General features: G+C 70.6%; 12 protein-coding genes. 8 read left to right on the top strand and 4 right to left on the bottom strand.

The features are described from left to right. Positions 1-16 precede the first annotated feature (16 nt). From Sp245p_RS00930 to Sp245p_RS00960, 7 genes are all read left to right on the top strand, one after another. Positions 17-1,189, top strand: a complete 1,173-nt coding sequence (locus Sp245p_RS00930; protein WP_014238968.1) for a glycosyltransferase family protein — start codon at positions 17-19, stop codon at positions 1,187-1,189. 82 nt (positions 1,190-1,271) lie between these two features. Continuing rightward, a complete protein-coding gene (locus Sp245p_RS00935; RefSeq protein WP_109138568.1) occupies positions 1,272-2,066 on the top strand; it encodes a polysaccharide deacetylase family protein in 795 nt (264 codons plus the stop codon). A 3-nt stretch (positions 2,067-2,069) separates the two neighbouring features. Further along, entirely contained in the window at positions 2,070-2,642 is a 573-nt protein-coding gene (locus tag Sp245p_RS00940) for a hypothetical protein (RefSeq protein WP_014238966.1), read from the top strand. Next, entirely contained in the window at positions 2,639-4,549 is a 1,911-nt protein-coding gene (locus tag Sp245p_RS00945) for an ABC transporter ATP-binding protein (protein WP_014238965.1), read from the top strand. Before Sp245p_RS00940 ends, Sp245p_RS00945 begins: the two co-directional genes overlap by 4 nt. After that, the gene (locus tag Sp245p_RS00950; protein ID WP_041810839.1) at positions 4,549-6,441 is read left to right on the top strand and encodes an ABC transporter substrate-binding protein; all 1,893 of its coding nucleotides are present in this window, start codon (positions 4,549-4,551) and stop codon (positions 6,439-6,441) included. The genes Sp245p_RS00945 and Sp245p_RS00950 overlap by 1 nt, the downstream gene beginning before the upstream one ends. A 4-nt stretch (positions 6,442-6,445) precedes the next feature. Further along, the gene (locus Sp245p_RS00955; protein ID WP_014238963.1) at positions 6,446-7,444 is read left to right on the top strand and encodes an ABC transporter permease; all 999 of its coding nucleotides are present in this window, start codon (positions 6,446-6,448) and stop codon (positions 7,442-7,444) included. After that, positions 7,441-8,628 (top strand): ABC transporter permease, encoded by a 1,188-nt coding sequence (locus Sp245p_RS00960; protein ID WP_014238962.1) that lies wholly within the window; start codon positions 7,441-7,443, stop codon positions 8,626-8,628. The genes Sp245p_RS00955 and Sp245p_RS00960 overlap by 4 nt, the downstream gene beginning before the upstream one ends. 3 nt (positions 8,629-8,631) lie before the next feature. Here Sp245p_RS00960 and Sp245p_RS00965 read toward each other — a convergent pair whose 3' ends face one another. Together Sp245p_RS00965 and Sp245p_RS00970 are read right to left on the bottom strand one after the other, a co-directional pair. After that, entirely contained in the window at positions 8,632-9,438 is an 807-nt protein-coding gene (locus Sp245p_RS00965) for a YcbK family protein (protein ID WP_014238961.1), read from the bottom strand. 146 nt (positions 9,439-9,584) lie between these two features. Next, positions 9,585-10,460, bottom strand: coding sequence for an MBL fold metallo-hydrolase (locus Sp245p_RS00970; RefSeq protein WP_014238960.1), 876 nt, complete (start codon positions 10,458-10,460; stop codon positions 9,585-9,587). 245 nt (positions 10,461-10,705) lie between these two features. Between Sp245p_RS00970 and Sp245p_RS00975 the strand changes: the two genes are divergently transcribed. Next, the gene (locus Sp245p_RS00975; protein ID WP_109138325.1) at positions 10,706-11,437 is read left to right on the top strand and encodes a hypothetical protein; all 732 of its coding nucleotides are present in this window, start codon (positions 10,706-10,708) and stop codon (positions 11,435-11,437) included. 57 nt (positions 11,438-11,494) lie between these two features. On the opposite strand, the gene Sp245p_RS00980 is transcribed toward Sp245p_RS00975, so the two are convergent. Together Sp245p_RS00980 and Sp245p_RS00985 are read right to left on the bottom strand one after the other, a co-directional pair. Further along, entirely contained in the window at positions 11,495-12,859 is a 1,365-nt protein-coding gene (locus Sp245p_RS00980) for a PQQ-dependent sugar dehydrogenase (protein WP_014238957.1), read from the bottom strand. Beyond that, positions 12,856-13,296: a DUF2231 domain-containing protein gene (locus Sp245p_RS00985; RefSeq protein ID WP_014238956.1), complete on the bottom strand. Its 441-nt coding sequence runs from the start codon at positions 13,294-13,296 to the stop codon at positions 12,856-12,858. Before Sp245p_RS00985 ends, Sp245p_RS00980 begins: the two co-directional genes overlap by 4 nt. Positions 13,297-13,409: the final 113 nt, after the last annotated feature.

A 13,409-nucleotide genomic window follows, 5' to 3' on the forward strand; every position in this document is an offset into this window, starting at 1 on the left:
TTCCGGCCGCCCCCCCATGCGTGTTCTTTTCCACGTCCAGCATCTGCTGGGCATCGGCCACGACCGGCGCGCCGCGCTGATCACGCGCGGACTGGCCGAGGCCGGGGTCGCCGTCACGGTGCTGCGCGGCGGGCATCCGGTGCCGGGGATCGATTACGGCCCGGCGGCGGAGATCGTCCAGCTCCCCCCCGCCCGCGCCGCCGACAGCAGCTTCAAGACCCTGTTGGACGAACACGACCGGCCCATCGACGACGCGTGGCGCGCCCGGCGCCGCGCCGCGGTTCTGGAAACCCATGACCGGGTGCGGCCCGACGCGCTGCTGGTCGAGTCCTTCCCCTTCGGGCGCCGCGCCTTCCGGTTCGAGCTTCTGCCGCTGCTGGAGACCGCCAAGGCCGGCGGGGCGGTCACCGCCGCGTCGGTGCGCGACATCCTGGTGACCAAGGCCAAGCCGGAGCGGCTGGAGGAAACCGTTTCGACGGTGGAACGGCTCTTCGACCATGTGCTGGTCCATGGCGACCCCGAGTTGATCCCCTTCGCGGCGACCTTCCCCGCCGCCGCGCGGATCGCCGACCGCATCCGCTACACCGGCTATGTCGCGGCCCCGCAGGGCGGCGACGGCAAGGGCGCCGATGGGAAAAACGCCGACGGCGACGGCGAGGTGATCGTGTCGGTGGGCGGCGGAGCGGTCGGCCTGCCGCTGCTGCGGGCGGCGCTGGCGGTGCGTGCGTCAACTCCCGCCGGACTTGACGCACCGTGGCGCCTGCTGGCCGGGCCGGACGTGCCGGAGGCGGATGTCCGCGCGCTCGCCGCCGCGGCCCCGCCGGGCACCGTCGTGGAACGGGCGCGGCCCGACTTCCCCGCCTTGCTCCGCCGCTGCCGCCTGTCGATCAGCCAGGCCGGCTACAACACCGTGCTCGACGTGCTCCAGGCCGGTTGCCGGGCGGTCGTCGTCCCCTTCGCCGCGGGCAGCGAGACGGAGCAGGCCACCCGCGCCCGCCTGCTGGAGAAGCGGGGCCGGCTGGCCGTGGTCGACGAAGCCACCCTGACCGCGGACACCCTGGCCGCAGGCGTTGCCAGGGCGCTCGCCCTGCCCCCGCCGCCGCCCATCCCGCTGCGCCTGGACGGCGCCGCCGCCACCGCCCGGCTGCTGTTGGACGCGGTGGCCTACCGCCAAGGCAACAGCCGCTAAACCAATCAAGACGCTTGGATTTTTCCGGGGCGGGGGCCATGCTGGGGCTGATCCCCTGCCTTGGCCCTGCCTTGCGATGACCATGACCGCCCCTTCCGACAGCCCGCCGCGCGCCGGTTGGGACGCGCTGACCGCCGAGTTGGACGCCTGGGCCGCCGCCGGGCGCACCGCCACCCTCTGGTGGCGCGACGACGACGCCGTCGAGCCGACGCCAGCGCTCGACCGGATGATCGCCCTGTCCGTCGAGACCGGCGCGCCGCTGGCCCTGGCGGTCATCCCGGCGGGCGTCACCGACTCCCTCGCCCCCGTGGTGGACGCGGCCCCCACCCTCACGGTGCTTCAGCACGGCTGGTCGCACACCAACCACGCCGCTCCCCCCGCGAAGAAGGCGGAGCTTGGCGCGGACCGGCCCGCCGCCGCCGTGCTGGCGGAACTGGCCGAGGGGCGGAGCGTGCTGGACCGCCGGTTCGGACCGCGCGCCCTGCCCGTTCTGGTACCGCCCTGGAACCGCATCGCGCCCGGCGTGACGGCGGGCCTGCCCGGCATGGGCTTCACTGGCCTGTCGGTTTTCGGGCCGCGACGTGTGTCAACCGTCAACATGAAGTGTGTCAATACACACATCGATCCGGTGGCCTGGAAGGACGGCAAGCGCTTCCTGGGCGACGCGGAGTCGCTGGGCATGGCCGTCGCCCATCTGCGCGCCCGGCGGCTGGGCGCGGTGGACGCGGCGGAGGCGACCGGCCTGCTGACGCATCATTTGGCGATGGACGGTGAAACCTGGGCCTTCACCGCGCGTTTCCTGACCGTGACGCGACGCCATCCGGCGGCCCGCTGGCTGTCCGCTGATACCCTGTTTGCCGCAGAAGGACTTCGCTGAGACATGGCCGAGCTGCCCATGGCCCGACCCTCGACCGGAGAGACGCCGACCGTCGCGGAGATGCGCTACCCCGCCGGGGCGCTCGCCGGCGACTACGCGCGGGCCGGGGCGGGGCTGGCGCTGACGGTGCTGCCGCTGGCCTTCCTGCCCGTCACCCCCTGGATCGCCGTGCCGCTGGCCGCCTGCGCGCTGCTGTTCGCCGTCTTCGCGGCGCGCACCCTGCAACGCCAGCTGACCCGCCTGACCATGGACGATGAGGGCCTGCGGGCCGACGGGCCGCTGGGCGGCGCCATCCGCTGGGACGCGCTGTCCGGGCTGAAGCTGCGCTACTACGCGACCAAGCGGGGGCGCGACGACGGCTGGATGCAGGCGGCGCTGAGCGGCGGCGGCACGACCCTGCGCTTCGACAGCAACCTGGAGGGCTTCGACGCGGTGATCGAACAGGCCGCCCTCGCCGCCGGGCGCAACGGCGTGGCGCTGACCCCGGTGACGGTGGACAACCTGATCGCCCTCGGCATCGAGCCGCCGGAGGACCCCAACGAAAAAAGCACCAACGAAACGAGGCCGGCGCCATGAGCCGCACGCTGCTCCGGGTGGAGGACCTGAAGGTCGATTTCCAGGTGCCGGGCGGCGTGGTCCATGCGGTGCGCGGCGTGTCCTTCCGGGTGCGGGCGGGGTCCACCGTCGCCCTGGTCGGCGAATCCGGCTCGGGCAAGTCGGTGGCGGCGCAGTCGATCCTGCGCATCCTGCCCCGCAACGCCACCATCGCGGACGGGCAAATCCTGTTCGACGATGGGATCATCAACGAAGGCGTCGGCCCCGTCGACATCGCCGGGCTGAAGGCCGACGGCACGGCGATGCGGGCGCTGCGCGGCGGCCGCATCTCGATCATCTTCCAGGAGCCGATGACCTCGCTGTCGCCCCTGCACACGGTGGGCGACCAGGTGGGCGAGGCGGTGCGGCTGCACCAGCGGGTGACCGCCCGGCAGGCCCGCGCCCAGGCCGAGGACATGCTGCGCCGGGTGCGCTTCCCCGACCCGAAGCGGGCGCTGGACACCTACCCGTTCGAACTGTCGGGCGGCCTGCGCCAGCGCGCGATGATCGCCATGGCGCTGGTCTGCCGCCCCGCCCTGCTGATCGCCGACGAGCCGACAACCGCGCTGGACGTCACCATCCAGGCGCAGATCCTGAAGCTGATCAAGGACCTCCAGGCCGATCTCGGGATGGCCGTCCTGCTCATCACCCACGACCTGGGGGTGGTCGCCAACCTCGCCGACGAGGTGGTGGTGATGCACCGCGGGCGGATCATGGAATCCGGCACCCGCGAGGACATCTTCGCCGATCCGCGCCACCCCTATCTGAAGGCGCTGCTGCGCGCCGTTCCGCGCTTCCACATGGCGCCGGGGGAACGGCTGGTGCCGATCCGCTCCATCTCAATCGGGGGCACGTCGCAGGGCGGCAGCCTGCTGGAGAAGGACCACCAGCCCTGGCCGCCCGGCGCCGATACGGCGGGACCGCTGCTGGCGGTGGAGGGGGTGCGCAAGCGCTACGGCGCGCGCAAGGCCGGCTGGTTCGGCGCCAAGGCCGGGGCGGGCACGCTGGCGGTGGACGATGTCAGCTTCGCCATCGCGCGCGGCGAATGCGTCGGGCTGGTCGGCGAGTCGGGCTGCGGCAAGACCACCCTGTCGAAGATCCTGATGCGCGCCCTGACTCCGGACGCCGGAGACGTGCGCTTCAACGACCATGGCCGGGTCGTCGACGTGCTGGGGCTGGAGGGTGCGGCCTTGACCGCCTTCCGCCGCAAGGTGCAGTTCGTCTTTCAGGACCCCTTCGGTTCCCTGAACCCGCGTATGACCGTCTTCGACATCATTGAAGAACCGCTGGTCATCCACGGCATCGGCGACGAGGCGGAGCGCGCCGCGCGGGTGAAGGAGCTGATGGGGCTGGTCGGGCTGGACGCGCGGCATCTGCGCCGCTACCCGCACAGCTTCTCCGGCGGCCAGCGCCAGCGCATCGGCATCGCCCGCGCGCTGGCCCTGCGGCCCGAGCTTCTGCTGCTCGACGAGCCGGTGTCGGCGCTCGACGTGTCGATCCAGGCGCAGGTGCTGAACCTGCTGAAGGACCTGAAGGAACGGCTCGGCCTGACTTATCTGTTCGTCAGCCACAATCTGGCCGTGGTGGACTACATGGCCGACCGCATCCTGGTGATGTGCCGCGGCCGGATCGTCGAGTCGGCCCCGCGCGAGGCGCTGTTCCGCAACCCGGTCCACCCCTACACCCGCGCCCTGCTGGCCGCCGTGCCGGAGCCGGACCCCAGCCGCCCGCTGTCGCTGACCGACCTGGAGGAAGGCCGTGCCTCCGACCCCGCGCGCTGGCCCGCCCCCTTCACCATCGACGACGACCACCAGCCCCATCTGGTCGATCTCGGCGGCGGCCATTGCGTGCGCGCCGACGCCGCCATCCGCGTGCGGGAGGTGGCGTGATGAGGCTGGCCCGCCCTGCCCTTCTGCTGCTCGCCTTCCTCGGGCTCAGCGCCTTCGACGCGGTCGAGACGCCGATGCTGGAGAACGCGGTCGGCGCCGGGTCGCTGCCGCCGGTGGAGAAGCGGCTGCCGCTCACCCCGCTGGTCGAGCCGATGGACCGGCCCTGGCAGTCGCCGGGGCGCCATGGCGGCGACCTGCGCCTGCTGATGGCGCGGACCAAGGACACGCGGCTGATCTACGTCTACAGCTACGCCCGGCTGGTCGCGCTGACCCCGAGCCTGCGCATCGTCCCCGACATCCTGGAGCGGGTGGATGTGGAGGAAGGGCGGATCTTCACCTTCACGCTGCGCCGCGGCCATCGCTGGTCGGACGGCCATCCCTTCACGGCGGAGGACTTCCGCTACTGGTGGGAGGACATGGCCAACAACGCCAAGCGCTCCCCCGGCGGGCCGCCGCCGGAGATGATGGTGGCCGGGGAAGCGCCCAGGTTCGAGGTGCTGGACGCCGCCGCGGTGCGCTACACATGGAACCGCCCCAACCCCTTCTTCCTGCCCATGCTGGCCGGGGCCAAGCCGGTGGAGATCTACGCCCCGGCCCATTACCTGCGGCGCTTCCACCCCCGCTTCACCGAGCCGCTGGAGCTGAAGCAGCGGGTGGAGGCGGAGCGGCAGAAAAGCTGGCAACAGCTTCACAACCGCAAGGACAATCTCACCGAGTTCGACAACCCGGACCTGCCGACCCTGCAGCCCTGGGTGCCGACGACCGCTCCGCCGGCGGACCGTTTCATCTTCGTAAGGAACCCCTATTTCCATCGGGTCGACCCGGCAGGGCGGCAGTTGCCCTACATCGACCGGGTCATCATGACGGTGGCCGACGCCAAGATCATCCCGGCCAAGACGGGGGCGGGCGAGAGCGACCTCCAGGCGCGCTACCTGCGGTTCGACAACTACACCTTCCTGAAGCAGGGGGCGAAGCGCAACGACTACCGGGTGACGCTGTGGCGCACCGGCATCGGGGCGCAGATGGCGCTGTTCCCCAACCTGAACTGCAACGACCCGGTGTGGCGCGCGCTGAACCGCGACGTGCGCTACCGCCGCGCCCTGTCGCTGGCCATCGACCGCGAGGAGATGAACCAGGTCATCTATTACGGCCTCGCCACCCCGACCAACAACACGCTGCTGGAGGTCTCGCCCCTGTGGGTGCCGGCCTACCGCGACCGCTGGGCGCAGTTCGACGTCCGGCAGGCCAACCGGCTGCTCGACGAGATCGGCCTGACCAAGCGCGACGTCAACGGTGTCCGCCTGCTGCCCGATGGCCGTCCGCTGGAGATCGTGGTGGAGACCGCCGGGGAGAGCACGGAGGAGACCGACGCGCTGGAGCTGATCGCCGACGGCTGGCGGCGCGTCGGGGCGCGGCTCTACATCCGCTCCTCCCAGCTCGACGTGTTCCGCAACCGCATCTTCGCCGGCGACACCTGCATGTCGATTTCGCGCGGGCTGGACAACGCCATCGCCACCGCCGACATGAGCCCCGCCGAGCTGGTGCCGGTCGATCAGGCCAAGTACCAGTGGCCGAAATGGGGCCAGTTCTTCCAGACCATGGGCAAGGACGGCGAACGCCCCGACATGCCCGAGGCGCGCGACCTGCTGGAGGCCTTCCGCGTTTGGCGCGACGCCCCGGACGAGGCGGGTCGGGCGGCGGCCTGGACGCGCATCCTGACGCTCAACGCCGAGCAGGTCTTCACCATCGGCACGGTGGCCGGGGTGCCGCAGCCGGTGGTGGCGCGCCGCACCCTGCGCAACGTGCCGGAGGAAGGTCTGTTCAACTACGACCCCGGCGCGCATTTCGGGCTGTACCGGCCCGACGGCTTCTGGTTCGACGAGAAGGGGTGAGGCCATGCTGGGCTACGTGATCCGCCGCATCCTCATCATGATCCCGACGCTGCTGGCGATCAGCGTCATCACCTTCGTCATCATCCAGCTTCCGCCCGGCGACTATCTGACCACGCTGGTCAACGAGATGCAGAGCCGGGGCGAGAGCATGGACCAGGGCCGGCTGGCCATGCTGCGCGAGACCTACGGGCTCGACCGGCCGATGTACGAACAGTACGCGCTGTGGCTGGCCGGGATGCTGCGCGGCGACTTCGGCTATTCCTTCGAATACAATCTGCCGGTGGCCGACGTGGTGGGCGACCGGCTGTCGCTGACCGCCATCGTGTCCTTCGCGACCATCCTGTTCATCTGGGTGGTCTCCTTCCCCATCGGCATCTATTCGGCGACACGGCAGTACAGCCTGGGCGACTACGTCCTGACCTTCCTCGGCTTCCTGGGGCTGGCGACGCCGAGCTTCCTGCTGGCGCTGGTGATGCTGTACTTCGCCAACGTGTGGTTCGGCACCTCCATCGGCGGGCTGATGGACCCGCGCTACATCGGCCAACCGTGGAGCTGGGGCAAGGCGATGAGCGTGTTCGAGCATATGTGGATTCCGGTGATCGTCATCGGCACCGCCGGCACCGCCGCGATGATCCGCCGCCTGCGAGCCAACCTGCTGGACGAGCTGCACAAGCCCTACGTCGTCACCGCGCGGGCCAAGGGCCTGCCGCCGGGCCGGGCGCTGGTGAAATACCCGCTGCGGGTGGCGCTGAACCCCTTCGTGTCCGACATCGGCAACCTGCTGCCACAGGTCGTCTCCGGCGCCGCCATCGTGTCGGTGGTGATGTCGCTGCCGACGACGGGGCCGATGCTGCTGCAGGCGCTGCGCAGCCAGGACATGTATCTGGCCGGCTCCTTCCTGATGTTCCTGGCGGTGCTGACGGTGATCGGGGTCTTCCTGTCCGATCTGGCGCTGGCCGCGCTCGACCCGCGCATCCGCCTGAGCGGGGGAGCCAGCCGATGAGCGCCTCCCTTCCGACCCAGACGCCCCTGCCCCACACCCCCCTGCCCCACAGCGTCGACACCGCCCCCTGGGACCCCGACGAGGTCGAGCGGCTGTCGCCGGAGCAGGAGCGCTTCACCACCGCCTCGCAATGGCGGATGGTCTGGTGGAAGCTGCGGCGGCACAAGCTGGCGGTGGCCTCGGGCGTCGTGCTGCTGCTGCTCTACGCCTCGACCCTGGTCAGCGAGGTCCTGGCCCCCTACGCGGTGGACAGCCGCAACTCCCACTTCATCCACGCCCCGCCGCAGACCGTGCATCTGTTCCACGAGGGTCGGTTCGTCGGCCCCTTCGTCTACGGCTACACCTACCGCCTGGACATGGAGATCCTGAAGCGCGACTACACGCCCGACCCGACGAAGGTGCAGCCGATCCGCTTTTTCTGCCGCGGCGACCGCTACGCGTTCTGGGGGCTGGTGGAGAGCGACTGGCACCTCGCCTGCCCGGCCGACGGCGGGACGCTCTTCCTCATGGGCACCGACCGGCTGGGGCGGGACCTGCTGTCGCGGATGATCTATGGGACGCGCATCTCGCTGACCATCGGGCTGATCGGCGTCGCGGTCAGCTTCGTGCTGGGCATCGTGATCGGCGGCATCGCCGGCTATTACGGCGGCTGGGTGGACAACCTGATCCAGCGGCTGATCGAGATCATCCGCTCCTTCCCCGAGCTGCCGCTGTGGATGGCCCTGTCCGCCGCCCTGCCCGTCACCTGGAACCCGATCTTCATCTATTTCGGGATCACGGTGATCCTCGGCCTTCTGGAATGGACGGGCCTCGCCCGCGCCGTGCGGTCCAAGCTGCTGGCCCTGCGCGAGGAGGACTTCACCACCGCCGCCCAGCTGATGGGGGCCAGCCCGGCCCGCATCATCGGCCGGCACCTGCTGCCCAGCTTCATGAGCCACCTGATCGCCTCGGCGACGCTGGCCATCCCCGGCATGATCCTGGGCGAGACGGCGCTGAGCTTCCTCGGCCTCGGTCTGCGCCCGCCGATCACCAGCTGGGGGGTGCTGCTGACCGAGGCGCAGAACATCAACGTGGTGGCGCTGTACCCCTGGCTGATGCTGCCGGTGCTGCCGGTGATCGTGACCGTGCTGAGCTTCAACTTCCTCGGCGACGGCCTGCGGGACGCCGCGGACCCGTATCGGTAACCCTCAGGGCTTCTTCTTCGCCGCAGGCTCCGGCTGCTCCTTGAGGGAGGCCAGCACCATGCGGACGCGGGCGAGGTCGGCGTCGTTGCCCTTCGCGGGGGTGGAGGCGGCCTTGGCCGGGGGACGTTTCGGCGGGGCGGGCTCGGCCGCCGCGACCTGAGTCCGGGGAGCGGGTGATGCCTTGGCGGCGACCGCCTTGCCCGACGCGGCCTTCGCGGGAGTCGCCCTGGCCTCCAGGATGCGGGGATCGCCGCCCTTCGGGCTCCAGGTGCGGACCGGGCCGGTGTCGACGTGGACGTGGCCGGTGTGGGGGTAGAGCGCGTAGCCGCCACGCTGGAGGGCCGCGGCCTCGTCGGCGAGGCGGCGGGGCGGGACGCCGGGGATGGAGATGTCGGCGGCCTGCCCGCGCAGGTGATAGCTGTTTTCCGCCACGTTCGGGTTGCTGCGCGCCAGCGTGACGTTGGTCAGCGGCGAGCGGTAGCCCGAGGTGATGTGGACCGGCGTGTCGGGGCCGGCGCCGCAACGGTCCCGCAGGTCGGCGAGAAGCTCCACCAGCGTGGGATCGACGGGCACCGTCTCGCCGGTGCGGCGGTCGCGGAACAGGGTGGCGATGCGGTCCAGGGCCTGCGGGTCATAGCCGTCGGCGCGGCGGTAGGTGACGCTGACCGTCTCGCCGCTGGCGGGATGGTGCAGGACGATCGAGCGGGGGCCGCCATCGAACGAGGCCTGGGGACCCGGAGTGGAGGCGCAGCCGGCGAGCGTTCCGCCGGCGAGCAGGCCCAGCAACGATAAGCGCAGAAGATGCCGCATGCGTCTCCCCAGAGTTCTCTCTGCGGTTGCAGGCGGTTTTCATACCATAATTGTCACACGATCCGGCAGTGACAACGGGCCACGGGGCGCGAACGGAGGCTTGGCCGTGTCATCGGCGCATCACTGTCCAAGGGGATAGTTGCCGATCAGAGGGGAAGCGCCATGCCCTCGCGGGCGACCAGCGTGCCGGGGCGCCGCGCCTCGGCGGCGGTGGCGATGACGTCCAGCTCGGCATCGCTGCGACGGGGATCGTGGTGGAAGATGACCGCGCGCTTCACATCGGCCTCGTCGGCGATGCGCAGGCACTCCTCCCAAGTCGAATGGCCCCAGCCGACGCGGGCGGCGTATTCGGCGTCGGTGTAGGTGCAGTCGTAGATCAGCAGGTCGCTGCCGCGCACCAGTTCCATCACGGCGGGGTCGCGGCCGGCTGCGGGGTGCTCGGTGTCGGTGACGTAGCACAGGCTGCGCCCGGCGAACTCCACGCGGTAGCCGGTGGCCCCGTCCGGGTGGTTCAGCGCGGTGGTGCGCACGATGACGCCCGGCTTGACCGTCAGCGTCTCGCCGCTGACGAAATCATGGAAGGTGCAGTCGGCCCGGAAGATCTCCACCGGGACCGGGAACAGCGGCGCCGACATCATGCATTCCAGGACGGAGCGCATTGTCCGCTCCCGCTCCAGATGGCCGGCTCTGATCCGCACGCGGCTGGCCGCGTCGAAGGCAGGCGCGAAGAAGGGCAGGCCGCAGATGTGGTCGAGATGGCTGTGGGTCAGCAGCAGGTCGACGTCCACCGGCTCCCCCTGGCGCATCAGCGCCTCGCCCAGCGGGCGCAGGCCGGTGCCGGCGTCGAGGACCAGGAGAGCGTCCCCGCAGCGCAGCTCGACGCAGGGGGTGTTGCCGCCGTAGCGGACCGTGTCCGGCCCCGGGGAGGCGATGCTGCCACGCACGCCCCAGAAGCGAACGGTGAAGTCCGGCGGGGTGTCAGGCGCACCGGAACAGGCGTCGGAAACGGTTCGTGCCGTCATGGTACCGACAATTTGGCGGTAGGACCCTCGCGAGTCGAGTGAAAAGGTTGCTTCACGAAACGACCCTCCGGCCCGTCCATAAGCCGGTCCGCCTCGATGGAAGGGGGGACGGCGCGAGACGGGGGTAGGAGGAAAAGGCGTGCCGCACCGCCGAGATGTGGAGATGCCCAATCCAATAAGATGTGGTAGTTTGCGCCCGTTCGCCCATCGACGCGAATAATCGCCTCCGGACCCCGACCCCTCGGATGGACCCAGACAAACTCGCCAAAGTCCTCGCCATGGCCGAGTCGGAGCATCAGGGCGAGGCCCAGTCCGCTCTGCGCGCCGCGCGAATCATGCTGTCGAGGGCCGGCCTGTCGTTCCGCGATCTTGCCCGCGGTGCCCGTCCGGTCTCCACCACCCCGGAACCGCCGCCCGCCGCCAGCGCCCCGCCGCCCGACCGTCCGCCGCCGCCCGACCAGCTCGTCCAGGGCTTGCGCCGTCAGGTGCGCGACCTGGAACTGGAGGTGGCCGGGCTGAAGCGGCAGCTTGAAAAAAGCAACGGCGACATGGAGCGCCAGCGCGAGGAGGCCGACCGCTGGCGCGGCCTCGCCCGCGAAACCGCCGAGAAGCTCTGGGACCTCGGCAAGGCGCTGGAGCGCAAGCACAGCCGCCACACCAGCCTGGACAAGCGCCGCGCCATCCTCGACCTGTTGCAGGACCCCAACAGCGCCCTGCTGGCCGACCACGAGATCGCGCGGCGGGTCGGCACCTCGCCCAAGCTGGTCGCCCATTGGCGCCGCCGGCTGGCCATCGTCGGGCGCAAGATCCGCCTGCTGCCCGTGGTGCCGCGCGGCCGCGGCCTGTGGGGCGGCGGGCGTCCGGCCGGTCCGGCGCGCGGCGGCGCGGCCCTGGAGAACAAGCGCCAGCGCTGGATGGGCTATCCGGTCGCCGTCACCATCTCGGACCGGTCAGGACCGCTCGGCAAGCGGTCCTGACACGGCGTTCCCGTTTCAGTTGGCCCGTTTCAGTTGGCCCGTTTCAGTTGGCCCGTTTCAGTTGGACGATCTGTTCCCATCGGTCGTTGCGCTGCCCAGATCCGCCGGCCCTTCCGCGCTGGGCGAGCGATCGGTCACCGCGACGCGCCAGACCGTGTTCGACAGGTCGTCGGCGACGATCAGCGCGCCTTTGGGGTCCACCGTGACGCCGACCGGCCGGCCGTAGGTGTGGCCGTCCTCGCCCATGAAGCCGGTCACCACCTCGATCGGATCGCCGGAGGGGGCGCCGTCGCGGAAGGGGACGAAGATCACCTTGTAGCCGCTGGGCACGCTACGGTTCCAACTGCCATGCTCGCCGACGAACACGCCGTCGGCGAAGCGCTCGCCCATCACCGGCGAGGAGAAGGCCACGCCGAGAGCGGCGACGTGCGAGCCCAGGCTGTAGTCCGGCTTGATCGCCGCGGCGACCATCTCGGGCTTCTGCGGCTGGGCGCGCGGGTCGACGTTCTGGCCCCAATAGCTGTAGGGCCAGCCGTAGAAGCCGCCCTCGCGGACCGAGGTCAGGTAATCGGGGACGAGGTTGGGGCCAAGCTCGTCGCGCTCGTTGACCACCGCCCACAGCGTGCCCGTTCCCGGCTGGATGGCCAGCGCGGTGGGGTTGCGCAAGCCTGTGGCGTAGGGCCGGCGCGCGCCCGTCTGCGCGTCGATCTCCCAGACCATCGCGCGGTCGGCCTCGGCGGGCATCCCACGTTCGGTGATGTTGCTGTTGGAGCCGATGCCGACGTAGAGGAACCGCCCGTCCGGGCTGGCGGCCAGCGACTTGGTCCAGTGATGGTTGATGTAGGAGGGCAGGTCGGCGACCTTCTCCGGTGGCCCCTCGGCGCGGGTCTGGCCCTCGCGGTAGGGGAAGCGCACCAGCGCGTCCTGGTTCGCGACGTAGATCTGGCCGTTCACGAAGGCCAGCCCGTAGGGCGCGTTCAGATGGTCGGCGAAGACCGTGCGCTCCTCGTACCGGCCGTCGCCGTCGGCGTCGCGCAGCAGGGTGATGCGGTTGCCGCTGGGGACCGAGGTGGTGCCCTTGGCCTTGATGATGCCCGCGATGAAGTCCTTGGGCCGCAGCGGCGGGGCCGAGCCGCCCCGGCCTTCGGCGACCAGGATGTCGCCGTTGGGAAGGACCAGGGTCTGGCGCGGGATGCCAAGGTCGGTGGCGATCGCCGTGACGGTGAAGCCCTCCGGCACGGTCGGTTTCCGGTCTCCCCAGGAGGCGGGGTTGGCGATCTTCATGCTGGGCAGCAGACCGTGCTGCTGCTCCGGCAGAGGCGGGTTGGCGCCGTACACGGGCTGCGACGGGTTGTCATTGTTGTCGCAGGCGGCCAGCAGGGCGACAAGCGCAACGGCGGCCAGCAGGCTGGAGCGTGTCATCGCGTCTCTCCCATCCGGCTCATGCCGAAGCTGGAGAAGCCGAACCAGGTCGCCAGGAGGGCGGTCACGGCGACGGCCGCCGACAGGATCAGGCCCTCCGGCATGATTCCCCACGCATCCCGCGCATGCACGAAGGCGTTGACAAGGCCAAGCGCGAAGGTGACGAGCAGCAGGACAAAGTAGACGAGTCCGCGACCGCGGCGCCGGCCGGCGCGGAACAGGTCGATGAAGGCCCAGAGGAGCGAGAAGCCGGCGAAGACCATGCCGCCGGCGATCAGCCAGGCGGCGAAGTTGCTCCACTGGATTTCGAAGCTCCTGGAATAGGCGATGTCGCAGAGCAGGCCCCCCAGGAACAGCGGAAGAGAGGCCGCGAGCAGCACCGCGTGCAAGGGATGGATGGCCCTTGCCGGTCTGCCGTGATCGACGATGGCTACCAAGACGTCATCTCCTTGCCCGACGGGGGTCCGTGCCGCGGCGGCCCGGAATTCAATCTTTTCAATGGGCAGGGATGAGGATGGTTCCGCGCTGCGGCGGGCCGGCGGCCGCCTGA

Origin of the sequence: Azospirillum baldaniorum, from assembly GCF_003119195.2 — a bacterium.
Lineage (GTDB): Bacteria > Pseudomonadota > Alphaproteobacteria > Azospirillales > Azospirillaceae > Azospirillum > Azospirillum baldaniorum.

Coding starts and splice junctions, on each gene's coding strand:
- Sp245p_RS00930 (WP_014238968.1), top strand. CDS start 17: ATGCGTGTTCTTTTCCACGTCCAGCATCTGCTGGGCATCGGCCACGAC.
- Sp245p_RS00935 (WP_109138568.1), top strand. CDS start 1,272: ATGACCGCCCCTTCCGACAGCCCGCCGCGCGCCGGTTGGGACGCGCTG.
- Sp245p_RS00940 (WP_014238966.1), top strand. CDS start 2,070: ATGGCCGAGCTGCCCATGGCCCGACCCTCGACCGGAGAGACGCCGACC.
- Sp245p_RS00945 (WP_014238965.1), top strand. CDS start 2,639: ATGAGCCGCACGCTGCTCCGGGTGGAGGACCTGAAGGTCGATTTCCAG.
- Sp245p_RS00950 (WP_041810839.1), top strand. CDS start 4,549: ATGAGGCTGGCCCGCCCTGCCCTTCTGCTGCTCGCCTTCCTCGGGCTC.
- Sp245p_RS00955 (WP_014238963.1), top strand. CDS start 6,446: ATGCTGGGCTACGTGATCCGCCGCATCCTCATCATGATCCCGACGCTG.
- Sp245p_RS00960 (WP_014238962.1), top strand. CDS start 7,441: ATGAGCGCCTCCCTTCCGACCCAGACGCCCCTGCCCCACACCCCCCTG.
- Sp245p_RS00965 (WP_014238961.1), bottom strand. CDS start 9,438: ATGCGGCATCTTCTGCGCTTATCGTTGCTGGGCCTGCTCGCCGGCGGA.
- Sp245p_RS00970 (WP_014238960.1), bottom strand. CDS start 10,460: ATGACGGCACGAACCGTTTCCGACGCCTGTTCCGGTGCGCCTGACACC.
- Sp245p_RS00975 (WP_109138325.1), top strand. CDS start 10,706: ATGGACCCAGACAAACTCGCCAAAGTCCTCGCCATGGCCGAGTCGGAG.
- Sp245p_RS00980 (WP_014238957.1), bottom strand. CDS start 12,859: ATGACACGCTCCAGCCTGCTGGCCGCCGTTGCGCTTGTCGCCCTGCTG.